The organism is Heyndrickxia sp. NPDC080065, from assembly GCF_050281185.1.
Classification (GTDB): domain Bacteria; phylum Bacillota; class Bacilli; order Bacillales; family Bacillaceae_C; genus Heyndrickxia.
In genome coordinates this window covers 227,013-248,796 of record NZ_JBNNWS010000002.1, presented here as the reverse complement: position 1 = coordinate 248,796, position 21,784 = coordinate 227,013, and the positions used below count along the sequence as shown (strand labels likewise).

The 21,784-nt window shown below is 34.4% G+C and carries 22 protein-coding genes and 1 other annotated feature; of the genes, 13 read left to right on the top strand and 9 right to left on the bottom strand.

Annotated features, from left to right (window positions below; genetic code table 11):
- Positions 1-108: 108 nt before the first annotated feature.
- From ACQKP0_RS03350 to ACQKP0_RS03335, 4 genes are all read left to right on the top strand, one after another.
- Positions 109-1,026, top strand: coding sequence for a LysR family transcriptional regulator (locus ACQKP0_RS03350; RefSeq protein WP_427404388.1), 918 nt, complete (start codon positions 109-111; stop codon positions 1,024-1,026).
- Between the two features lie 63 nt (positions 1,027-1,089).
- Positions 1,090-1,389 (top strand): hypothetical protein, encoded by a 300-nt coding sequence (locus ACQKP0_RS03345; RefSeq protein ID WP_427404387.1) that lies wholly within the window; start codon positions 1,090-1,092, stop codon positions 1,387-1,389.
- Between the two features lie 197 nt (positions 1,390-1,586).
- On the top strand, positions 1,587-3,566 hold the full coding sequence (tet, locus tag ACQKP0_RS03340) for a tetracycline resistance ribosomal protection protein (protein ID WP_427404386.1): 1,980 nt from the start codon (positions 1,587-1,589) through the stop codon (positions 3,564-3,566).
- 222 nt (positions 3,567-3,788) lie between these two features.
- Complete coding sequence (locus ACQKP0_RS03335; protein ID WP_427404467.1) at positions 3,789-4,403, top strand: DedA family protein; 615 nt, start codon at positions 3,789-3,791, stop codon at positions 4,401-4,403.
- 90 nt (positions 4,404-4,493) lie between these two features.
- On the opposite strand, the gene ACQKP0_RS03330 is transcribed toward ACQKP0_RS03335, so the two are convergent.
- Positions 4,494-5,714, bottom strand: a complete 1,221-nt coding sequence (locus ACQKP0_RS03330; RefSeq protein WP_427404385.1) for a CynX/NimT family MFS transporter — start codon at positions 5,712-5,714, stop codon at positions 4,494-4,496.
- A gap of 14 nt (positions 5,715-5,728) precedes the next feature.
- Positions 5,729-6,406: a FadR/GntR family transcriptional regulator gene (locus ACQKP0_RS03325; protein ID WP_427404384.1), complete on the bottom strand. Its 678-nt coding sequence runs from the start codon at positions 6,404-6,406 to the stop codon at positions 5,729-5,731.
- A 284-nt stretch (positions 6,407-6,690) separates the two neighbouring features.
- On the opposite strand from ACQKP0_RS03325, the gene ACQKP0_RS03320 reads away from it, so the two are divergent.
- Positions 6,691-7,161 (top strand): DinB family protein, encoded by a 471-nt coding sequence (locus ACQKP0_RS03320; protein ID WP_427404383.1) that lies wholly within the window; start codon positions 6,691-6,693, stop codon positions 7,159-7,161.
- 108 nt (positions 7,162-7,269) lie between these two features.
- Here the strand turns inward: ACQKP0_RS03320 and ACQKP0_RS03315 are convergent, their stop codons facing one another.
- The 3 genes from ACQKP0_RS03315 to ACQKP0_RS03305 form a co-directional block, all read right to left on the bottom strand.
- The gene (locus ACQKP0_RS03315) at positions 7,270-8,193 is read right to left on the bottom strand and encodes an ABC transporter ATP-binding protein (protein WP_427404382.1); all 924 of its coding nucleotides are present in this window, start codon (positions 8,191-8,193) and stop codon (positions 7,270-7,272) included.
- Positions 8,194-8,380: 187 nt separating this feature from the next.
- Positions 8,381-9,316, bottom strand: coding sequence for a sensor histidine kinase (locus ACQKP0_RS03310; protein ID WP_427404381.1), 936 nt, complete (start codon positions 9,314-9,316; stop codon positions 8,381-8,383).
- Positions 9,317-9,318: 2 nt separating this feature from the next.
- Positions 9,319-10,014, bottom strand: a complete 696-nt coding sequence (locus tag ACQKP0_RS03305; protein ID WP_427404380.1) for a response regulator transcription factor — start codon at positions 10,012-10,014, stop codon at positions 9,319-9,321.
- A gap of 268 nt (positions 10,015-10,282) precedes the next feature.
- On the opposite strand from ACQKP0_RS03305, the gene ACQKP0_RS03300 reads away from it, so the two are divergent.
- The 4 genes from ACQKP0_RS03300 to ACQKP0_RS03285 all read left to right on the top strand — a co-directional run bounded on the left by ACQKP0_RS03300 (position 10,283) and on the right by ACQKP0_RS03285 (position 14,811).
- Positions 10,283-10,984 carry a response regulator transcription factor gene (locus tag ACQKP0_RS03300; RefSeq protein ID WP_427404379.1) on the top strand — a complete coding sequence of 234 codons (702 nt, stop codon included), beginning with the start codon at positions 10,283-10,285 and terminating at the stop codon, positions 10,982-10,984.
- Positions 10,981-11,952: a sensor histidine kinase gene (locus tag ACQKP0_RS03295; RefSeq protein WP_427404378.1), complete on the top strand. Its 972-nt coding sequence runs from the start codon at positions 10,981-10,983 to the stop codon at positions 11,950-11,952. Before ACQKP0_RS03300 ends, ACQKP0_RS03295 begins: the two co-directional genes overlap by 4 nt.
- Positions 11,953-12,155: 203 nt before the next feature.
- Entirely contained in the window at positions 12,156-12,926 is a 771-nt protein-coding gene (locus tag ACQKP0_RS03290; protein ID WP_427404377.1) for an ABC transporter ATP-binding protein, read from the top strand.
- On the top strand, positions 12,901-14,811 hold the full coding sequence (locus ACQKP0_RS03285) for an ABC transporter permease (protein ID WP_427404376.1): 1,911 nt from the start codon (positions 12,901-12,903) through the stop codon (positions 14,809-14,811). The genes ACQKP0_RS03290 and ACQKP0_RS03285 overlap by 26 nt, the downstream gene beginning before the upstream one ends.
- A 90-nt stretch (positions 14,812-14,901) precedes the next feature.
- On the opposite strand, the gene ACQKP0_RS03280 is transcribed toward ACQKP0_RS03285, so the two are convergent.
- Positions 14,902-15,306 (bottom strand): DUF2500 domain-containing protein, encoded by a 405-nt coding sequence (locus tag ACQKP0_RS03280; protein ID WP_427404375.1) that lies wholly within the window; start codon positions 15,304-15,306, stop codon positions 14,902-14,904.
- A 275-nt stretch (positions 15,307-15,581) separates the two neighbouring features.
- Between ACQKP0_RS03280 and ACQKP0_RS03275 the strand changes: the two genes are divergently transcribed.
- A complete protein-coding gene (locus ACQKP0_RS03275; RefSeq protein WP_427404374.1) occupies positions 15,582-16,118 on the top strand; it encodes a topology modulation protein in 537 nt (178 codons plus the stop codon).
- Positions 16,119-16,225: 107 nt separating this feature from the next.
- Here the strand turns inward: ACQKP0_RS03275 and ACQKP0_RS03270 are convergent, their stop codons facing one another.
- Positions 16,226-17,203, bottom strand: coding sequence for a LacI family DNA-binding transcriptional regulator (locus ACQKP0_RS03270; protein ID WP_427404373.1), 978 nt, complete (start codon positions 17,201-17,203; stop codon positions 16,226-16,228).
- A gap of 91 nt (positions 17,204-17,294) precedes the next feature.
- Between ACQKP0_RS03270 and ACQKP0_RS03265 the strand changes: the two genes are divergently transcribed.
- The 3 genes from ACQKP0_RS03265 (at position 17,295) to resA (ending at position 19,610) form a co-directional block, all read left to right on the top strand.
- Positions 17,295-17,447, top strand: a complete 153-nt coding sequence (locus ACQKP0_RS03265; RefSeq protein WP_427404372.1) for a hypothetical protein — start codon at positions 17,295-17,297, stop codon at positions 17,445-17,447.
- 43 nt (positions 17,448-17,490) lie between these two features.
- Positions 17,491-17,706 (top strand) — a binding site (T-box leader).
- Positions 17,707-17,750: 44 nt separating this feature from the next.
- Entirely contained in the window at positions 17,751-18,995 is a 1,245-nt protein-coding gene (tyrS, locus tag ACQKP0_RS03260) for a tyrosine--tRNA ligase (protein WP_427404371.1), read from the top strand.
- A gap of 84 nt (positions 18,996-19,079) precedes the next feature.
- Positions 19,080-19,610, top strand: coding sequence for a thiol-disulfide oxidoreductase ResA (gene resA / locus ACQKP0_RS03255; protein WP_427404370.1), 531 nt, complete (start codon positions 19,080-19,082; stop codon positions 19,608-19,610).
- A 68-nt stretch (positions 19,611-19,678) separates the two neighbouring features.
- Here the strand turns inward: resA and ACQKP0_RS03250 are convergent, their stop codons facing one another.
- Positions 19,679-20,356: an amino acid ABC transporter permease gene (locus ACQKP0_RS03250; RefSeq protein WP_427404369.1), complete on the bottom strand. Its 678-nt coding sequence runs from the start codon at positions 20,354-20,356 to the stop codon at positions 19,679-19,681.
- Between the two features lie 23 nt (positions 20,357-20,379).
- A complete protein-coding gene (locus ACQKP0_RS03245; RefSeq protein ID WP_427404368.1) occupies positions 20,380-21,237 on the bottom strand; it encodes a transporter substrate-binding domain-containing protein in 858 nt (285 codons plus the stop codon).
- Between the last annotated feature and the right edge of the window lie 547 nt (positions 21,238-21,784).

Genomic DNA, 21,784 nt, shown 5'->3' with positions numbered 1-21,784 from the left:
ATAATCTTTTACTTTGATCATTTCTATCTTATAATGAAAATATAAATCAATAAAGATGATTATTTTGATTATATCAATCGATAAATCCGATTAAAGGGTGAAGGAAATATGGAAATAAAACAATTGATTACATTCAAGACTGCTGCAGAAAACTTAAACTTTACCCAAACCGCAAAGAAATTAAACTTTGCTCAATCAAGTGTAACTGCTCAAATAAAAGCTCTTGAAACAGAAATGGGGAAGCCTTTGTTTGAGCGTCTTGGGAAGCGTTTAATTCTAACAGAAGCTGGACAGCAGTTTAAACGATATGCGGATAAAATGATAAACCTAAGTATGGAAGCAAAATTGGCTGTAAATGGAGAAGAAGGCCATACAGGAACTCTTGTGATAGGAGCACAAGAAAGTCAGTGCACATATAGACTTCCTCCTATTCTTAAAGCGTTTAAGTCTAAGTTTCCGAAAGTAAAACTTGTGTTTAAGCCTGCTCATTCTGATGAAATGGCAAGAGAGCATCTCATTACAGGTGGGCTTGATGCAGCATTCATTATGGATATACGTAATCCTGAAGATACATTAAAAATAGAACCACTAATTAGAGAAGAATTAGTAATGGTAGCTTCACCAGATCATCCACTATTATCGGAATCGAATGTTTTTCCAAAGGACCTTGAACAAGAAACACTTTTGCTTACTGAAACAGGTTGTTCCTACCGTACCATTTTCGAAGATTTCTTTCGTTCAGCTGGAGCAGATCCATTAGACAAAATTGAATTTGGCAGTATCGAAGCGATAAAACAGTGTGTCATTGCCGGTCTAGGTATTGCATTATTACCAGCTATGGTCGTAGAAAAAGATTTGAAAATGGGTAGAATGAAGCGCTTATCATGGAAAAATTCAGCACCTTCCATCTATACTCAGATTGCTTGGCATAAGGATAAATGGATGTCCCCGCCTCTAGTGGAATTCATAAAATTGACTCGAAGCACATTCAACGAACATCGAATTATGGTAAATGAAGAACGTTAAAAGGTATATCACTAAATTATTGGACATACTCTTGTAATAAGGATGTTTAATGAGGTGATGAAGATGAGAAAACTAGCTGTATTAGCGGATCGATGCTGGGAAGGACTAACATTACAACATGTTACACAAAAAGAAATTGTGATACCGTACCTATTATTTGTTATTATCGCGTTTTTGTTTGAACTATTCTTAATTGTTTTATTTACAATTTCCAGTATTGTATTTTATCAAAATCATTTTCAACCTCAATTCGAGTATTATGTATGTGGTGTAATTTTAATTGTTATGTTCCTTCTAACAGTTCCAATGCTGATGAAAATAATAACTAATCAATTGGAAAAAAGTCTTCTAGAAAGAATATGATACTACATTAATTCAATAAAAATAAAAGTACCATTAGGCAGAAGCTTAATGGTTTTTGCTGTTCAAAAGAATTTTGCAAAAATTTACAAAAGCTTTATAATATTTAGTAATAAATAATTGGAGTGTGATTATAATGCGGAAATTTAATCAAAGAAAAGAGGAACTAACTATGAGAAATGAAATGAGGATTTTAATAAATGAATATATTAAATATAGGGATTGTAGCGCATGTAGACGCTGGAAAGACGAGTTTGACTGAACGTATCCTATTTGAAACAAATGTGATCGATGAAGTCGGTAAAGTAGATAAAGGAAACACTCAAACGGATTCAATGGAATTAGAAAAAAGAAGAGGGATAACGATTAAAGCATCTGTCGTTTCTTTTTTCCTGCAGGATTTGAAGGTAAATCTAATTGATACGCCGGGGCATGCGGATTTCATTGCAGAGGTAGAGCGTTCTTTTAGTGTACTTGATGGAGCTATTCTAGTCATATCAGCGGTGGAAGGAATTCAAGCTCAAACAAAGATTTTAATGAAAGTTTTAATGAAACTAGGTATACCCACCATTCTTTTTATAAATAAAATTGATCGCAGTGGTGCACGATCATATTCATTGGTCGAGGATATAAAAGAGAAACTTACTGAACATGTGATTCCATTAAACAGAGTGGAAAGTATAGGAACGAAACAAGCGTTTATTGTTGATAATAATTTGAATCTCCATTCAGATCGGGATTTTTTTGAGGAATGTATTGAATTAGCATCTTTGCATGATGAGAGTTTACTTGAAAGGTATATAAATGGAGAGGAAATAGAAGAAGAACTAGTAAAAAATGTATTGATGAATCAAATACGAGAAGCACAAGCTTATCCTATCTATTTTGGATCAGCTATGACTGGAATAGGTGTTGCCGAATTACTGACAGGAGTGGCAACTATGCTTCCAGTAAATCATACTCAAGACGATGGACCTTTATCTGGGGTAGTCTTTAAGATAGAAAGAGAATCTTCAGGAGAAAAAATTGCTTATGTAAGAATTTTCTCAGGTGGCTTAAATGTGAGAGAGCATGTATTTGTTAATCGTAAAAAGAGTGATGGTGTCATTGAAAGGCAAACCTATAAAATTAAAAAGCTTCATGTATTTTATGAAGGGGAAAATATTCAATCACAAAAAGTGGAAGCGGGGGATTTTTGTAAAGTATGGGGACTGAAAGATGTCAAGATTGGTGATGTAATAGGTAACTGGTCTAACAAAATAAAAGATATTCATTTTGCAGCACCTCAGCTAGAGACACGTATAAAAGCAAAAGAACAACAACGAACTCTTCAGTTATACCAGGCTCTCGTGGAATTGTCCGAAGAAGATCCACTTATTCATGTTATGAAAGATGATTTTCATAATGAGATCTACATCCGACTTTTTGGGGAAGTCCAAAAAGAAGTGATCGAAACAATGTTAAAGGAAAACTACTATTTGGATGTTTCTTTCTCGGAGTCAAGGATCATATGTATTGAGAAGCCTAAAGGAACCGGTCAAGCTCTAGATACAATGGGGTCAACTAAAAATCCGTTTTATGCAACAGTAGGTTTTAATGTTGAAAATGGTTCCTCTGGCAGTGGTATAGTATATAAATTAGGAGTTGAACTTGGTTCACTGCCTCTATCCTTCCATAAAGCAATAGAAGATACAGTATTTGAAGTATTAAAACAGGGTTTATATGGGTGGGAAGTCACTGATATTATTGTAACGCTTACACATACAGGGTATTCAAGCCCTGTGACTACAGCAGGAGATTTTAGAAAATTAGTGCCACTCGTTTTATTTGAGGCACTTGAATGTGCAGGTACTAATGTATATGAACCAATCAATCAATTTGAATTAAGCGTTCCTGCAAGTATGCTTAGTAAAGCGATTTTTAAATTGTCCGGATTAAAGGCAGAATTTGAGGATCCAGTCTTTCAAAAAGGGATGTTTCATTTAACAGGTACACTGCCAATGGCTGTTACTGAGAATTTTAAGAAAGGTCTACATTCTTTTACAGAAGGCGAGGGCGTTTTTATAGTAAAACCTTTTGGATTTAACAAAATGGAAAAAGATTTCCCTACCAGAAAACGAGCTGACTTTAATCCGTTAAACAGAAAAGAGTATTTGCTTCATGTTTTTCGTGCTTTTTAAGAAGAAAAAATAAAGTTTGAATGCACAAACCATGTTGAGAATAGGTTTGTGCATTTTTTATTGTGGGAATATACTAGAAATAACAAAAACGAAACTTTTTTATTAACAAATCGTTCTTAATATATGGGAAAATAATATAAAATATTTACAATAAATAACAAATAATTCTGACTTTCATACAGTTATGTAGAACAAAGGAAGGAGGGGAAACTCTTGGAGTCTATGATGGATTATATAAATGATTATGGTTATCTTGTATTATTCTTGGCATTAATGCTTGAAATGATTGTCCTTCCTTTGCCAGGGCAAACATTGATGAGCTATGCAGGGTTTCTCGTCTCTCAAGGTGAATTACATTGGGGACTAAGCATCCTGTTTGCGGCACTAGGAAGCTCGGTTGGGATGACAGTCGCCTATGGAATCGGCTATAAATTAGGTGCTCCCTTTTTTAAAAAGTATGGGCATAGGATTCATTTAGGTCCTAAACAAATAGATAAAGCATCCTCTTGGTTTAATCAGTATGGGAATAAGGTGCTGATTGTTTCATATTTTATCCCTGGAGTACGACATTTCACTGGGTATTTTTCCGGAATTATAAGGATGAACTTTCGAACGTTTGCCTTTTATGCATATGGTGGTGCATTAATTTGGACAAGTACTTTTATATCTTTAGGGAGAGTATTCGGTTCTCAGTGGGATAAAGCACAAGAAATAGGTAAAACCTATTTTTGGATCTTTGTAGGGATTACAGTTTTGTTAGTAGTATTGATTTTTGTATATCGAAAGATAAGGAATGCCTCTCGAAAATATATGGTGGATAAAGATGAGAAACGGTAAACGTGAAATTTTTATAGATTTTAAATCGAAAATGACAGTACGAGACCAACTCCCTCTGTCATTTTCTTTTAAAAGGTCAAGGTAGTAGCATTATTTACTTAAAACAAATTTATTTTTTCCTGCACCAATACCAAAAACAAAGAAGAAGAAAGAACCAATAATTAGTACCCATAAAGGAAGTGTCCAGCTATGTGACACATCATGTAAAATGCCAAACAAAGCTGGTCCGATAGCAGCAAGTAAATAACCAAATGACTGTGCCATTCCGGAAAGCTCTGCTGCTTGTTGAGAATTTTTTGTGCGTAGACTAAAGAACATCATCGCTAAGCTGAATGCAGATCCAGAGGCAATACCGACCATCATGATAAATAAAGGGATTAATTTCACGTTTCCAATTAAAATGCCGAATAATCCTACGATAAAGAAAAGCGCAGTAATCGTTACTAGTAAAAGCTGATTTTTCATTTTTCCTGCTATAATAGGAACGATAAATGTAAATGGAATAACAGCAAACTGCATTAATGAAAGCATCCATCCAGCTAAATTAGAGCTAATTCCTTGTTGGCCGAGAATTTCTGGAAGCCAAGCAACAAATGTATAAAACATTAATGATTGTAATCCCATAAAGAATGTTATTTTCCAAGCTAAACTTGATTTCCATAAGTTAACCGATTGTTGGTTTACCGCTACAGTATTTTTAGCATGCCCGCCTGAACGAATTTGTGGAATCCAAAATAAAATGGCAATAATTGAAAAAATGGCCCAATACCCAAGTGATCCATGCAATCCAAATTTTGTGGCCATGGGCAAACTTAACCCCGAAGAAATAGCTGCAAATAGATTCATCGAAACAGAATATACCCCTGTCATAACTCCGACGTTCTGAGAAAAATTTTGTTTAATCATACTTGGTAGCAGCACATTACAGATCGCAATTCCTAAACCGATCAGAATAGTACCTGTAAATAATGCACTCACCCCATCAAAATATCTTAGTACAATACCTGCGGTTATGAAAATTAATGAAAAGAAAAGAATATTTTCAATTCCGAAGCGACGGGATAGTTTTGGTGCAAAAGGTGAAAGTAAAGCAAACGCAATCAAGGGAACAGTTGTTAAAGAACCTGCAGCAGCATTGGATATTCCGAAATTTTCACGAATAGATCCGATTAATGGTCCGACAGATGTTAACGGTGCTCTTAGATTTGCACCAATCAGGATAATTCCAATAATAAGTAAAATAATTTTTGCTTTTGTAGTAACTTTGGTTTTTGATTGTTCTTGTTGTAATGAGACTTCTTGTAAACTCATGAGATACCTCCTATCTACATTAATGCTTCTTTAAATTGCGTAATATATTCATTTACTACTGCTATAGCTTGATCCGCATTTTGTTTTACGATCGCTTCAACCAGTTCCTGGTGTATACCTATATGGAAATCTGTATGTGTAGTCATTTTTGTCAAATTTTGAATAGAGCTTTGTAAGGAAGACGTCATATGTTTATATAAATCTATTAATATACCGTTATGAGACGCTTCTACAATCTCTTTATGCAATTCAATATCTGCTTTAACATATGCTTTACGATCATTTTGTTCGGCAGCTTTCTCACATGCTTTAAGAATTTCTTGAATACGTGCAATATTTTCCTGATTACGTCTTATAGCCGCTAATTGTGCAGCTTCACGTTCAAGAGCATGTCGAACTTCTAGTATTTCTAATAAATTTGCCTTCTGAATTCTCCGTTCAAGGGCTGCTCCTAGTACACTGGAAGAACATACATATGTACCGCTTCCTTGTTTTGTTTGCAGGAGTCCAGCGTGAACGAGCGCTCTGATTGCCTCTCTAAGAGTATTACGACTTACATCAAATTGCTGCATTAATTCTAATTCGGGTGGGATTTTACTCCCAACAAGCCAAGTTCCCGATTCAATTAAAGATTCTATTTGGAATACTACCTGTTCTACAAGTGATAGACGATTTGTTTTCGAAATTTCCATGCTTCCACCTCTAATTTGTAGGATGATTGGTTCATTGGTTAATTTAACATATGAATTTTTAAATGTAAAGTATGAAGCTGCGAAACCAGTGAGAAAGGGATGCATGTCCATTATTACAGTTTTGAAACTTCATTCGATAAAGGTCACAAACACCATGTTCAGGGAGACTATCATCCTGCACCTGGAACAAAGTAAAATAAAACTAAAGGCATATTTATTTTTTGTTCTACCATTGAAATAATGATATATATTATGGTGAGGCACTAAGAAGGGAGAGAAAATAGATGTATGAACTTTTGATTAAACAATTTAAGCTAACAAGAGGATATTTTATAAAAAATGTAGAAACAATCTCAGGCGACACAGCAAGTGTACAGCCAGCCGGATTTAACAATACAATCCATTGGCAAATCGGCCATGTTTTAACGGTTACAGAACAGTTTATGTTAGGATTTCCTCATAAAACAAACCATCTTCCAACAAACTACATTGAGCTTTTTGGAAATGGAACGAAGCCTGCAGATTGGGAAGGAGAAATCCCGCCAATTGAAGAACTAATTCCTCAGTTAAAGGAACAATTAGATCGTCTGCAAAAAATTCCAATGGAACAATTTAATGTAAAGCTTGATAAACCATTCATGGGACTAGAAACCTTTGGAGAATTAGCTGGTTTGACATTAATGCATGAAGCTAACCACTTAGGACAAATTCAAGCGATGAAACGTCTCATAGAACAAGCAAAAGTGTTGAAGTAGGGAAAAGAGTTAAGCCTTAATTTTTGAAAATAAGACAAAGTGAGTAATACCAAAAAAGATGACAAAAGAAGGAGAACACAGGAATATGTGCCTCCTTTTTTTTTAATATTAAACATGTATGCCGCCGCCATTAATTAATTTTAAGAAATAATCTTCAAGAGTACTTGTTGTCTTGTTAATTGACTCTATTGATATATCATTTAATATAAAAGCTTTTATAATTTCCGTTTGAGCAGCACTGGAATCATATACTCGTATAATGCTATTATTTATCACTTTAAAATTTGATATATGAAGCTTATTTTCTAATATAAATGCCGCCTTCTTACAATCATCAACAGTTACTTCAATAAATTCTGTATGCTGTCCATTAATGTTTTCTAATGAAATTTCTTCAATTAATTTCCCGTTATTAATAACCCCGATGGTGTCAACTATTTGCTCTATTTCTCCTAATATGTGGCTGGAAACAAGAAGGGTAATCCCGTATTCTTTACAAAGCATTTTAAACAAATCTCTTAATTCTTTAATTCCAGTTGGATCGAGTCCATTGATTGGTTCATCTAAAATTAACAGCTCTGGCTTTGTCATAATGGCACGGGCAATTCCAAGTCTTTGTTTCATCCCAAGTGAAAGATTCTTTACAGGCTTGTTGGTTATATTTTTTAATCCTACCAGATCTAACGCCCGCTTAATTGCTGTCTTATCATGATACCCCAGGTATTCACAATGAATCTCTAAATTCTCAACTGCCGTTAATTTCTCGTAAAAGATAGGATATTCAATCATCGTTCCTATTCTTTTTAATATTTTATAGGAGGTGTTTGTTAATTTTTCCCCAAAAATTTCAATTTCCCCACTCGTAGGCTTAATTAAATTGGTCATCATCTTCATTGTCGTCGTTTTTCCTGCACCATTTGGACCGATAAAACCGTAGATTTCTCCTTTTTTGACATGCATATTTACTTGTGAGATTACTTCTTTTCCATGAAACACTTTCGTCAAATTATTTGTTTTTAATATATATGACATGTGAATTTCTCCTTTTACATTTAAAAGGTATTTGTGTAGCGGCTAATAAAGAGAATGTAAGGAACAAGCATCTCTTTTTTCTTGCTCATTTATTACAAGTTTCTTTTTCTTTCCATATAGCTCGGATTCGGAACATCTTTCCTACAAACGTTAAAAGGCTTGCAGTTTTCTACAAGCTCTTTTCAAACTAATAGGATATTTTTTTTAGCATAATAGTAAAAACTGTTTTTTCATATGGTTGACTAACTAAATGAATTTCGCCACCTAATGCTTCAACTAGTCTTTTTGTAATGGTCAGTCCTAAACCACTGCCTTGGTAATCCTTATTTCGTGAATCTTCTAGTGTATACATTCTTTCAAATACACGATCAATATGTAACTCTTCAATACCTTTTCCTTTGTCAATAATATCAATAAAGACAAATTCATCATCATTTCTAATTGATAAACCTATCATTTTCCCATCTTCACCATATGTAATGGCATTAGTGATGAGATTATTTAAAATGCGAATAAGCACTTCTTCATTACCTAATGCAAAAAGGTTTGCTTCAGGTATTTCGATTTTAACTTCAAACTGCTTCAAGGAAAGTGTTTCATAATGGGAAAGGATATTTTTTCGGCAAATCTCATTAATATTTACCTTTGTTAATGGGATATCTTTATCTCCAGACTCAAGTTTGGCTAAATCAAAAAATTTATTTATGAGATCTAATACTTCCCTAGTTTTTAAGTGAAGCTTCTCTAGCAGCTGATTTCTTTCTTCCTGTTTCATGGTTGTATCGACATTTAATATTTCGATATACCCTAGAATCACTGTTAGTGGTGTTTTTAAATCATGTGAAATATTTGAAAGCATCTTCCTCATTGAATTTTCGGTTTTGATATAATTTGCTTTCATTTTAGCGTTTACTTCAAGTAGTTGGTCGATGGCTACTAACAATGATTTAAGATACTTATCATCTGTTACAACTAATAGTTTTTCATTCGTTTGATTATCAAGTATGGATTGGAGTTTTTCGCAAATATAAGTTAAATTAGTGTTCATTGCCTTTTTCTCTAGGTATTGAAAAAATATAATTCCTACTAATACAACAATGATTATTGCTAAAATGATCGTCATATTTATTGTCCTTCTAGTTTATATCCGATTCCCCATAATGTTTTAATATATTGTGGATTTGACGGATCATTTTCAATTTTTTCTCTCAATCTACGCATATGTACATTAATGATATTTTCATCTCCGTAGTAATCATCGTTCCAGATTAATTCATAAATTTGTGCTTTCGTGTAAACCCGATTAGGGTGAGTAACAAACAGTTTAAGAATCTCGAACTCTTTTGATGTTAGTTTAATAGGTTTATTTTCTTTCATTACAAAGTAATTAAGTATGTCTATCTTTAAGTCTCCTATTACATAGATTGTCTGTTCTGTTTCATTTTGGTGAGAGTATTGGGTGGCACGACGAATTTGTGCTTTTACACGAGCGACTAATTGAACCATTGAAAATGGCTTACATAAATAATCATCTGCTCCCAATCCTAAACCATGTGCTTGATCGGTATCGCTATCTTTAGCAGACATAATTAAGATAGGTACTGTGCTTTTTTCACGGATGATCTTCATCACTTCTAGCCCATCAAGCTTAGGCATCATAATATCGAGAATAATTAAGTCAAATGTATCACTAAAAAATGCAGAAACGGCTTCTACTCCATCTTTGGCAGTGGTAATTAGAAACCCTTCCTTCGTTAAATAACTTTCTACCATCTCACGAATAGACTCATCATCTTCAACAAATAAAATTCGATTGTTCATCACGATGCTCCTTAATTTCTGAACTTAATCTTATTCTATCGAAAATACAATACCAAAAATAGTCACAATGGAAATAATTATATAGAACTTACAAATGTACTTTATTGTTATTGGAAAAGTGTTTAAGATAATTGGAGATGAAAGGGAAGTTCTTATCCACCTCAATGGTTATTACAAAGGCTCTATAGTAAATTTAATTTTTCCTTCTTTTTATATGGTAAATTTTTGATACACTTTAATGAGGGACAAATTGAAAGGGGATACTTAAATGTCCAAAATATTCATTATTGAAGATGATAAACAACTTGTTAGCTTATTAAAAGAGCATTTACATAAATTTGGCTATGAAACAATGTCTGTAACGGATTTTGAAACAGTGAAGGAGCAGTTCGAACAGTATGAACCACACCTCGTTTTATTAGATGTTAATTTGCCGAAGTTTGATGGGTATTACTGGTGTCGACAAATTAGAAGTATTTCTACCTGTCCAATCCTTTTTATTTCTGCAAGAGATGGAAAAATGGATCAAGTTATGGCACTGGAGAATGGAGCTGATGACTATATTACGAAGCCGTTTGACTACGAAATTGTCATCGCCAAAATTAATAGCCAGCTTCGTCGAGCATACGGTACATATGCTAATTCTAATAATGACCGTAAGATTATGGTGAATGGATTAAAACTGGATGTTGAACGATTAATACTTTCCTTAAAAGATCAAGATATAGAAATAAGTCATACAGAAGCAAAAATTTTGGATGAATTAATGAAAAAGTCGGAGCGGGTTGTTAGTCGTGATCGACTTTTAGAAAAAATTTGGGATGACCAAGCTTTTGTGGATGACAATACTCTAAATGTATATATTACTCGTGTTCGAAAAAAGCTGGCAACACTAGGTATTGATGATACTATTCAAACGATACGTGGACAAGGTTATCGATTTTCCCCAAATTGGGGGAGAATTGAATGAAACTTTTTTTTCGTGAGCAGCTTCCGCTCATTTTTATATATTTGCTTCAAATTTTTGTCGTTTCACTGATCTATTGGCTAGGCGGCTTTCAAAATATCATGACTATTTTATATACGGCATTATTAAGTGGCTGCCTCCTGATTGGATATTTAATTTTTCGCTATTTATCTAATCGCTCATTTTATAAAAGGTTGGAGAATCCACTTACTCGTGTCGATGAGTTTATTAATGAAGTTCAACAAACACCATTATCAGAAGGCTTGCAAGAGCTTCTGTTAGGTCAATTTCAGCATTATCGAACTGACTTACACAATTATAAATATAAACTTGAAGGACATGTTCAGTTTATTAATCAATGGGTACATCAAATGAAAACACCTGTATCTGTCATTCATTTAATGATTCAAGAGGAGGATGATCCTCGTTTTGCAGCAATTGGTGACGAGCTGGATCGACTAAAAAAAGGATTGGAAACGGTTCTATATACAGCAAGACTCGATACATTTGAACGAGATTTCTATGTAGAGAATCTCCAGTTAGAACGTGTTGTTCGCTCCGTTATATCTAGTCAAAAACGTTTATTTATTCGGAAGCGTGTGTTTCCAGCGGTCCAAATTGATGAGAAGTTATTCATTGCAACAGACGAAAAATGGCTGTCGTTCGTCATCAATCAATTAATAACAAATGCGATTCGATACACAGTGGAAGAAAATCGGAAAATTTACTTCCGAAGTGAAATCCGAGGTATCAAAACGGTGTTGGAAATTCAAGATGAGGGTGTCGGAATACCTGAAAGTGATTTACCTCGTGTGTTCACTCCCTATTTCACAGGTGAAAACGGCCGAAACTTCCAAGAATCAACAGGAATGGGCCTATTCCTCGTCAAGCAAATATGTGAAAAGCTAGGCCACCGCATTGAAATAGAATCAACCATCAACCAAGGCACCACAGTTCGCCTCCTCTTCTAAAAAACGTCAGGCACTATGTGTAATTTTACACATAGTGCCTGACACCGTTTGTGGACATTTCAATCTTTTTTCCATGTGAGGTGGACACTTACAAGGAAAACTGCAACCTTACAATTGTGTAAGCTAACTGTAAGTTTGGGACATAGTTTGGGAAGGTGGTTTTCAGATAGAATGAAGATACAAATCGAACAGGAGTGAAAATGATGTCAATATTAGATGTGAGGCATATTGAAAAGATATATGAAGGTAAAGTAGCGCATAAAGCATTGGATAATATTAATTTCTCCATTGAAAAAGGTGAATTTGTTGGGATTATGGGACCATCTGGGAGTGGTAAGACGACACTCTTAAACTTAATTGCAACGATTGATAAACCAACATCTGGGGAAATCATTATTAATGGGAAAAATCCTCATGTACTTAACCGAAAAGAAACAGCGTTATTTAGACGTCATGAACTAGGTTTTGTTTTTCAGCATTTTAATTTGTTAGACACATTAACTGTAGAAGAAAATATCGTTCTTCCACTTACTCTTGATGGAGAAAGTGTACGTGAAATGGATAGAAAGCTTAAGGAAGTAACGAAAAAGCTAGGCATTGATCACATTTTAAAGAAAAGAACGTTTGAAATTTCAGGTGGACAAATGCAAAGGACAGCCATTGCACGATCAATTATTCATAGACCATCACTAATATTAGCTGACGAGCCAACTGGTAACCTAGATTCAAAGGCAGCAAAAGATGTAATGGAAACATTAACATCTATCAATAGAGAGGATGGTGCGACAGCATTAATGGTAACGCATGATGCGGTTTCTGCAAGCTACTGTCATAGAGTCATTTTTATTAAAGATGGACAGCTTTATAATGAAATTTACCGTGGAGATAACCGCCAAGCGTTTTTCCAAAAAATCATTGATATGCTTGCCTTGTTAGGAGGGGATAGTCGTGACCTTTCCACAGTTCGTATATAGAAATGTTGTCCGTAATAAACGGACATATGCCGCTTATTTTCTAAGCAGTGCCTTTTCAGTATTAATTTTCTTTGTTTATGCACTTTTTATTTTCCACCCCAATATAAAAAGTGGAGTTACTGCTTCGCTTGCTGTTCAATTAATGATAGCAGCTGAGATCATTATGTATGTATTTTCATTTATGTTTGTTCTCTATTCTGTAAGTACATTCTTAAAGTCTCGAAAACGTGAATTTGGGATATTAATGATGCATGGTATGACTAGAGGACAGTTAAATCGGATGGTATTTTTAGAAAATATGTTAATCGGTATAGGCGCAATTATTGTCGGTATTGGTTTAGGAATGCTTACTGGAAAGCTATTTTTACTGATAGGATCAAAAATGATCGGTATTGATCCACTGCCATTTGTATTGTCTTCTACTGTATTAATATTAACAATCGGTGCTTTTCTTGTTTTATTTTTCTGCATTTCTTTGTTTACAACTATTCTATTAAAAGTGAATAAGTTAATTGATCTTTTTCAAGCAGGGGAAAAACCTAAAAAGGAACCAAAAGTGTCTATCTTGTTATCTCTTTTGTCAGCCATTCTGCTTATTACAAGCTATTACTTAGCAGCAACAGCGACGATGCAGTCGCTATTGTGGCGCATGCTACCAGTTATCGGTATGACTATTGTTGGAACATATTTCTTTTTTACTCAGCTATCCGTATTCATGACAAAATTGCTCCAAAAAAATCGTTCATTATTTTGGAAGCGGACAAATTTGGTTACAATTTCATCACTTGCATACCGTTTAAAGGATAATGCACGTATGTTTTTCATGGTAACGATCGTATCAACAGTCGCTTTTTGTGCGATTGGAACGTTAGCTTCCATGAATGTAATGAATAAGCAGGTAGAGGCAGACTATCCTGCAGAAATCAGTTACTTAGCACTTGATAACTCACCTATGCAAAAGCAAAATATACAACAAATTGAAAAAGAGTTAAAAGAAAGAAACTTAACATATACGATTCTTCAAACTCCAATAAAAGTGGTGGAGGTTGCAAAATCAACAGATAAATATCCACCTGAAAAATTATATTTAATTTCTTTTTCGGATTACAAAAAAATAGCAAAGGCTGCAGATTTTGAATTTACCGAAAAGCCAATACAGGGAAATAAAGCACTCTCTATGCTTCTGTCAAATATGGTTATAATGTCTGAAAGAACCGCTACGTATACTTTAAAGCAGGATCAATTAAAGGTTAATGCGGATAAAATGACCAAGCATGTTGTACTTTCAAATGCGACTTACCAAAATGCAGGATTAGTAGTAAGTGATGAGCTTTACAAAAAAATTAAACCGGCAAAGATAAATATGTTTACTGGTTTTTATGTAGATAATATGGAGAAAACAGCCGGAATCTCGAAAAATTTAGTCGATAATGGAATGAAGTTTGGGTCTGAAGGTAGTCCTTATGCAATGACAGTTAGTGGAACGATTTATGAAAATCAAATGAGTATGTTTAAAATGATGTTGTTCGTTGCATTGTTAATTGGTGCCGTCTTCTTTATCGCGGCGGGCAGCTTTCTATACTTCAGACTTTATGCTGATTTAGATTATGACAGACGACTTTATTTAACGATCACAAAGGTAGGATTAACGGATCGGGAATTAAATAGAATTGTTACTCGTCAGCTTGCATTGCTTTTCTTCGTCCCAATTGTAGTAGCATTTGTTCACAGTGCATTTGCGTTTATGGCATTGCAAAGTTTTTATCCGATTTCAATTGCAAAAGAAGTGCTTATCGTTTTAGCAGGATTTTTGATTGCACAGCTCATTTATTTCTTTGCTATTCGCTACCGTTACTTGAAGAATTTAAGAAAATCATTGATATAATAGAAAAAAGAATGATGGTTCACTTTTTATAAGTGGCTATCATTCTTTTTGGATATGTGAAAGGACAATCTTCGCCAAAACAGTATTAATTTACATCGTTTCTATCTCATATTTCCTTTCAAATCCAAGATATCTTGTTCCTTGAAAGGTTAAAGTACCAGAATCACCTTCTGCAAGCAGACCAAATTCCTTACCAGACACATGGAACTCAGAACGGTCTCCACTATCAAATTCAAATGTAACGTAGTAAGAAGTAGAAGTACTGTGATTGTCGAAACCATTGTCATTATGGTGTGTATGTCTACTTACATTGGTTCGTTTTGCTTTTACAATTGCCGGTACCGAGAGACGCGGAGACTGTTCGTTTTTTCTCCATTGGCTAACTCCCTTAATTGCGCTTATTATAATTGTTCCAATAACTATAATAAATACTAGTCCAATAAATATAGGGACAAAGCTGAATAATAAATCCCCCGTGTCAAACATTTCTCCCATTATCATCACCCCAAGTAATATATATGTTAATTATACGGAAATGGTTTAAGAAGGTTTCAAATTACTAAATTAAAGAAATAGGCCACTGCAAAATGATTATTGTTAAGGAAATTTCGTGCGGCGCATGCATTTTTTACTTACTTTTTCGAAAAATCTATTATGTAATGAATTGATTATTGAGAGTGCATTTGGTAATATGTATATTCTTGAATACAATGAATCTTCGGAAAAATATCTTTTATTATGCTGAAAAAACATTAAAAGGGGATATATGGATGAAACGTATTATGGTAATAGGGGTTTCGGCAGGCGTCGGAAAGTCCACTTTTGCTAGAAAGTTAGGAGAAAACTTGAGTTTACCAGTGTATCATTTGGATGCTTACTTTTGGAAACCAGGGTGGATCCAGGCTCCTTTAGAGGAGTTTCGAAATGCACAGAAGAAAATGGTAGAAGAAGATCAATGGATTATTGAGGGGAATTATACGTCTACTTATGATATCCGTGCAGAAAAGGCAGACACAATTATTTATCTAGAACTTCCATTATATGTTTGTTTGTATCGTGTTGTAACAAGATGGTTGAAGAACATCGGAAGAACCCGCCCCGATATGGCAGAAGGCTGCAAGGAAAAAATCGATTGGGAATTTATTAAATTTATTATAACAACATATTATCCACGTAAGAAAAACATAAATAATAACTTTAAAGCTTTTCAATTGATAGGGGGGAGAAAGACCATTATAACGTTAAAAAATAAGAAGGAACTAAATGAATATCTACATAGAATCTCTTCAAAAACATTTGTCGAATAAAGAAATATTTCCCGAGAAATTCCTCGAAAGGAGGGGAAGTCTGGCTGTAAAAGTAAAACTTAAACTACAAAAAGGTGACTGTACTTGTAAATACAATCCAGTAAACTCTATACGGTTGATCGTTCAATTAATGTAAAAGGCAGTAAGATTTTATTCTTTTTCTTTTTTATTATTTCCTCGAATTGTATGACTGATTTTATTGCTATACGTCCAATTTCCTTCGTTTGAATTTCAATCGTAGAAATACCTAGAATTTGTGAAATAGGCTGATTGTCAAAGCTTAGAATGGCGATATCTTGCGGAATTTTTAATCGTAGCTCATCAGCAGCTAATTTTAATCCAGCAGCCACTTGGTCATTTGTCACAAGAAAAGCAGTAGGTTTTTCTTTTAATTCCTTATACTTATCGACAATTTGTGTCCCGTCATTGATCGTTAAACATTCATCAAATATCCAGTCATTATGTATACTTTGATTTATTCTCTTCATCATACTTGCATATGCTTTTCTACGCTTTAAACTGTTAGGACCTTCTAATCTTCCAAGTGTATAAGCAATTTTACTATGTCCTTTTGAAATTAAATATTCCATGCCAAACTGAAATGCTTCTTTGTGTGGGATGCTGATAGATGGAAAGTCACTTTGGTCAGAATCTTCACAAAGAATGATTGGACCGTACGATTTATATTCTAATAACACATCATAAGAAATCGCTCTAGAACAAAAAATAAGACCGTCGATTAATTGACCTCTTAATAATTCTAGTGAATCAATTTCTTTCGTAGTTTCATAATTTGTTTGAAACAACACTAATTGAAGATCGTGCTTCATCGCTTCATCTGCGATTCCCTCCACTATACTACTAAAATACGGATGATTAATAGTAGGGATAACCACACCAACCATGTTTGATGAGCCTTTTGATAAATGGAGTGCATGTATATTTCTTTTATAGTTCAAGGTTTCAATTGCTCTATGAACAGCCTCTTTCTTTTCTTCGCTAACATATGGATGGTTATTTAATACTCTTGAAACCGTAGTAATAGATACTCCTGCAAGCTTAGCGATTTCACGAATATTTGCCATATCTAAAATTTCCCTTCTATATTAATTTTCCTCTTGACCTGAAACGCGTTTCATCTATTACATTTTTTTGTAAGTAAAGGAGGATGCTGAAATGATCGTTGGACCTTTGATTTTAATATGTCTATGTATTATTGAGATTATCTTAGCAAAACTGGCATTGAAAGACAAAGCTGAATTTGTAATGGATTTTTATGAGTTTTTCGAGATAAATTCTCCGGATAATTCAAAAAATAATACTAAATAGGAGTTGAAATCTTTATAGGATTTCGCTATGATAGTAGAAATATTTAAAAGTAATGACAGGAATTAGTAGTATTTTATCTCACTGTAAAAGAGAGCTGATGGCAGGTGGAAATCAGCACATAGATAAATGCGAATTACCTCCTTGAACTTTCTTTGTGAATTTTGAGTAGCAAAGAACGGACGTACCGTTATACGTTTGAGTGGAAGAGTAATGTCTTCAATTAGGGTGGTACCGCGTGTTCGTTAACCACGTCCCTTTTTTAGGGGCGTGGTTTTTTATTGGAAAAAAAGAGGAGGTATTATTATGGAAAACTTTATTGATAAATTATCAAACAATCAGAGAAAAGAAATGGAAAGGCAGTTTGAAATTTATTCAACTGGGGTTCAAGAAATTCTTCCTGCTATAGAGTTGAAAAATAAAATTGCTAAATCAATCTTTAATGAAGTCCCATTAAAGGTAAAGCTAGGTTTGGATCCATCGGCACCGGATGTGCATCTTGGCCATACGGTCGTATTAAATAAATTGAAACAATTTCAGGACAATGGACATATCATACAGCTAATAATTGGCGACTTTACAGGGAAAATTGGCGATCCAACTGGTAAGTCGGCTGCGAGAAAACAATTAACTGATGAAGAAGTAAAGCATAATGCAAAAACCTATTTTGAACAGTTTGGCAAAGTGCTGAATACGGAAAAGGTTGAGCTGCACTATAACTCAGAGTGGTTATCTAAACTTAATTTGGAGAGTATTATTCATTTAGCCGGCAGTATTACGGTTGCGAGATTACTTGAAAGAAATGATTTCTCAGAACGATATTCTTCAGGAAAACCCATTTCTCTTCATGAGTTCTTCTATCCGTTAATGCAAGGCTACGATTCAGTTGCTCTTGAAAGTGATATTGAATTAGGCGGAAATGACCAGCATTTTAATGTGTTAATGGGAAGACATTTGCAGGAGCACTTCGGAAAGGAAAAACAGGTTGTTATTCTATTGCCATTACTTGAAGGGCTAGACGGTATAGAGAAAATGTCTAAGTCTAAAAACAATTACATTGGTGTAGATGAAGAACCGAATGAAATGTTTGGGAAAGCGATGTCCGTCCCTGATGAGCTTATGATTAAATATTTTGAACTTGCAACTGATTTATCACTTGATGAGAAAAAGAAGATTAACGAGGATCTTGAAAAAGGTAATCTACACCCAAGAGATGCTAAAATGCTTTTAAGTAAAACCATCGTCAAAATGTACCATGGAATAGAGGCCTCAAAAAGAGCAGAGGGAAATTTTAAACAGATTTTTCAAAAGGGTGAACTTCCCGAGGATATTCCGGCAATTGAATGGGTAGGGGGAGATCAAATTGGAATCATTGATCTGCTCGTCGAGTTAAAATTACAAACTTCAAAAGGTGAATCCCGAAAAATGATTCAAAATGGCGGTGTCAGAATTAATGGGGAAAAAGTAACTGACATCCATGAAAATATTTCGGTGGAAAATGAAATGGTCGTTCAAGTAGGGAAGCGTAAATTTGTGAAATTAAAAATGTAACAATACCTACACAAAATTCTTCTTTTTCAACAGTGTTAATCTTATAAGATAGGATTATAAATGTATATTTCTGAGGTGACGAGGTTGAAGAATAAAAAGAAAAGACTATTGATTCGAACATTGATTCTAGTTTTGCTTTTTGGAATGGTTGGCTATACATTATATCAAAACCTTACTAAAGACAATAAAGGAAAAGTAACGGTAGGGAAAACTGCACCGAATTTTGAATTGGAAACTCTTAAAGGTGAATCCTTTCAATTGAGTGATTTCAAAGGAAAAGCAGTGCTTATTAATTTTTGGGGAACTTGGTGTGAGCCATGTAAACGTGAAATGCCTAATATCCAAGCTGCTTTTGAAAAATACCATAAACAAGGATTTGAGGTAATTTCCATTGATGATGGAGTAGAATCAAAATTTATAGTGAATAAATTTATTAAACAATATGGTTTAACATTCCCAATATCACAAGATAAGAAATCCAAGGTAAACAATACCTACAAAGTTTATAATCTCCCAGCAAGCTTTTTTATAAATCGAAATGGTAAAGTGGTAAGGGCTTTTGAAGGAGAAATGAATAAGGATCAATTGGAGCAATGGATTGGTGAGATATTATAGTACAAGAGTAAAGTTTGTTAAAAAAAGAGGGTGACCAATAAGGTTCAAGATTCTTATTGGTCATCCTCTTATTCATTCACTTCATACCGCTTTTCAAGATAGTTTTGCAATACAGAAATAATGGAGCATATTCCCCAATAGATAAGGGCAACTAAAATATACATCGTCATATAATCAAATTCTCTCCCACCGACAATTTTCGCTTTTTGAAATAGCTCAGGTACCGTAATCATTGCTGCTAAGGAAGTGCCTTTAATTAAATCCAAAAGTACATTTGATAACGGAGGCATAGCTATTTTAATAGCTTGTGGGAGAATTATTCTCCGCATTGTCTGCCAATAGGAAAGCCCAAGAGATGCAGCTGCTTCCCATTGCCCTTTATCAATTGAAGAAATAGCTGATCGATTAATTTCCGCCATATAGGCCGCACTGTTAAGGCTAAAACCGAGCAATGCAGCAGTTACAGCAGTGAAATTTATTCCAAGCATAGGGAATCCAAAGTATAGAATAAATAATAGAACAAGAACCGGTACTCCCCTCATAAAGGAAATATACCCTCGAGCTGGGATTTGGAGTAATAGATTTTTAGACATCCGGCCTAATGCCAGAAAAAATCCTAGTAATAGCCCAAAAAACATACTAACCAAAGAAATCAATAATGTATAACCTATACCTTGGATGACATAGGGAAAGGATTCGATGGCTAATCTAAAATTAAAAAAATATTCCCATTGGATGTTTCCCACGTTCCTCTCCCTTTCAAATTTGCTTAGTACTTAACATCAGGTTTTTTTGTTACATCGGCACCATCAAAGAACTGTTTTGAAATTTTTGTGATCGTTCCGTCATCTATCATTTGTTGGATGGTCTTATTAATATTTTCATTGAGTTCTTTATTTTCTTTTTTCATGATCATACCAACGCCTTCATCGCGAGTATTAAACTTAAGATCCGGATGAATGGTGATGTTTAATTTAGGAAAAGCAGCAAGAGCTAGTTTTTGTAAATAATAATCATTAATAATAATATCAGTTCTTCCGGAAGATACATCCCTTAAATACTGCTCATTCGTTGCATTATCATAGGTAACTTCCTCGGCACCATATTTACGTGCAATCTTCATGTACGTAGTAGTTGCTTCTCCAGCAGCTTTTTTTCCTTTAATATCTTCAACTGTTTTAATTCCTGATAAATCGCTTTTTCTTACAATGGCAGATGCAAATGAGAACTTGTAAGGTGTGGAAAATGCAAATTTCTCTTTACGTTCGTTTGTTATTGCAATATCATTCGCAGCAACATCAACTTTTCCACTATTGATCGATGCTAACATCCCATCAAAGGCCATTTCAACAAAATTAACTTTAAGGCCCATTCTTTTCGCCATTTCACGAACGACTTCTACCTCAAATCCAGTCAATTTGTCTGTTTTAGATTCATGGAAGGAAGCAGGGTAAAGTGTACCCGCAGTTGCTACGGTAATTGTTCCTTCCTTCTTTATTTTATCCCATGCGGTCATTTCTTTCTTTTCTTTCGTATCGTTATTATTACCGCATGCAGCAGTTACAAGAGCTAAAGTCATGATTAACAGAACAATAGCCAAGCGCTTAAAATGATGTGTTTTCCCCATTATGTAACCTCCATATATGTAATTCAGTAGGCTCTTTTCGTATACTTTTTGTTTATAAGATGGAGTAGAAACCGGTATTAGGATTCTAACAATCTATGCGAAAACAGCCAATCAGTAAAAACATAGCATTCTACTAGGAATTATGCAAAGGAATTTTACTCCATTAATATTAGACGGAATATTGAATTATTAACTTGCGTTAATAATATTTAAGCATTGATTAAAAAAAGAAAAAGTGTGGTTAAAAGGTAAAAGGAAGAAGGGGCCATTGACCGAAAAAAGAAAAAAACGTTCTTAAATTAAATGAAAGAGAGATTCCTTTATATCTTTTGATTCCCGTTCAAAGTGATTTGAAGCGAGAACGGGAGTCAACCAAGCACTATGATTCCCGTTCAAGTCGATTTGAAGCGAGAACGGGAGTCAACCAAGCACTATGATTCCCGTTTAAGTCGATTTGAAGCGAGAACGGGAGTCAATCAAGCATTATGATTCCCGTTCAAAGTGATTTGAAGCGAGAACGGGAGTCAATCAAGCATTATGATTCCCG

Excerpts from the sequence above, each read along its gene's own strand:
- ACQKP0_RS03295 (WP_427404378.1), top strand. The coding sequence starts at position 10,981 with ATGAAACTTTTTTTTCGTGAGCAGCTTCCGCTCATTTTTATATATTTG.
- ACQKP0_RS03350 (WP_427404388.1), top strand. The coding sequence starts at position 109 with ATGGAAATAAAACAATTGATTACATTCAAGACTGCTGCAGAAAACTTA.
- ACQKP0_RS03270 (WP_427404373.1), bottom strand. The coding sequence starts at position 17,203 with ATGGCAAATATTCGTGAAATCGCTAAGCTTGCAGGAGTATCTATTACT.
- ACQKP0_RS03330 (WP_427404385.1), bottom strand. The coding sequence starts at position 5,714 with ATGAGTTTACAAGAAGTCTCATTACAACAAGAACAATCAAAAACCAAA.
- ACQKP0_RS03300 (WP_427404379.1), top strand. The coding sequence starts at position 10,283 with ATGTCCAAAATATTCATTATTGAAGATGATAAACAACTTGTTAGCTTA.
- ACQKP0_RS03280 (WP_427404375.1), bottom strand. The coding sequence starts at position 15,306 with ATGGGAGAAATGTTTGACACGGGGGATTTATTATTCAGCTTTGTCCCT.
- ACQKP0_RS03335 (WP_427404467.1), top strand. The coding sequence starts at position 3,789 with ATGATGGATTATATAAATGATTATGGTTATCTTGTATTATTCTTGGCA.
- ACQKP0_RS03245 (WP_427404368.1), bottom strand. The coding sequence starts at position 21,237 with ATGGGGAAAACACATCATTTTAAGCGCTTGGCTATTGTTCTGTTAATC.
- ACQKP0_RS03305 (WP_427404380.1), bottom strand. The coding sequence starts at position 10,014 with ATGAACAATCGAATTTTATTTGTTGAAGATGATGAGTCTATTCGTGAG.
- ACQKP0_RS03320 (WP_427404383.1), top strand. The coding sequence starts at position 6,691 with ATGTATGAACTTTTGATTAAACAATTTAAGCTAACAAGAGGATATTTT.
- ACQKP0_RS03290 (WP_427404377.1), top strand. The coding sequence starts at position 12,156 with ATGTCAATATTAGATGTGAGGCATATTGAAAAGATATATGAAGGTAAA.
- tyrS (WP_427404371.1), top strand. The coding sequence starts at position 17,751 with ATGGAAAACTTTATTGATAAATTATCAAACAATCAGAGAAAAGAAATG.
- ACQKP0_RS03325 (WP_427404384.1), bottom strand. The coding sequence starts at position 6,406 with ATGGAAATTTCGAAAACAAATCGTCTATCACTTGTAGAACAGGTAGTA.
- ACQKP0_RS03315 (WP_427404382.1), bottom strand. The coding sequence starts at position 8,193 with ATGTCATATATATTAAAAACAAATAATTTGACGAAAGTGTTTCATGGA.
- ACQKP0_RS03265 (WP_427404372.1), top strand. The coding sequence starts at position 17,295 with ATGATCGTTGGACCTTTGATTTTAATATGTCTATGTATTATTGAGATT.
- tet (WP_427404386.1), top strand. The coding sequence starts at position 1,587 with ATGAATATATTAAATATAGGGATTGTAGCGCATGTAGACGCTGGAAAG.
- ACQKP0_RS03345 (WP_427404387.1), top strand. The coding sequence starts at position 1,090 with ATGAGAAAACTAGCTGTATTAGCGGATCGATGCTGGGAAGGACTAACA.
- ACQKP0_RS03310 (WP_427404381.1), bottom strand. The coding sequence starts at position 9,316 with ATGACGATCATTTTAGCAATAATCATTGTTGTATTAGTAGGAATTATA.
- ACQKP0_RS03275 (WP_427404374.1), top strand. The coding sequence starts at position 15,582 with ATGAAACGTATTATGGTAATAGGGGTTTCGGCAGGCGTCGGAAAGTCC.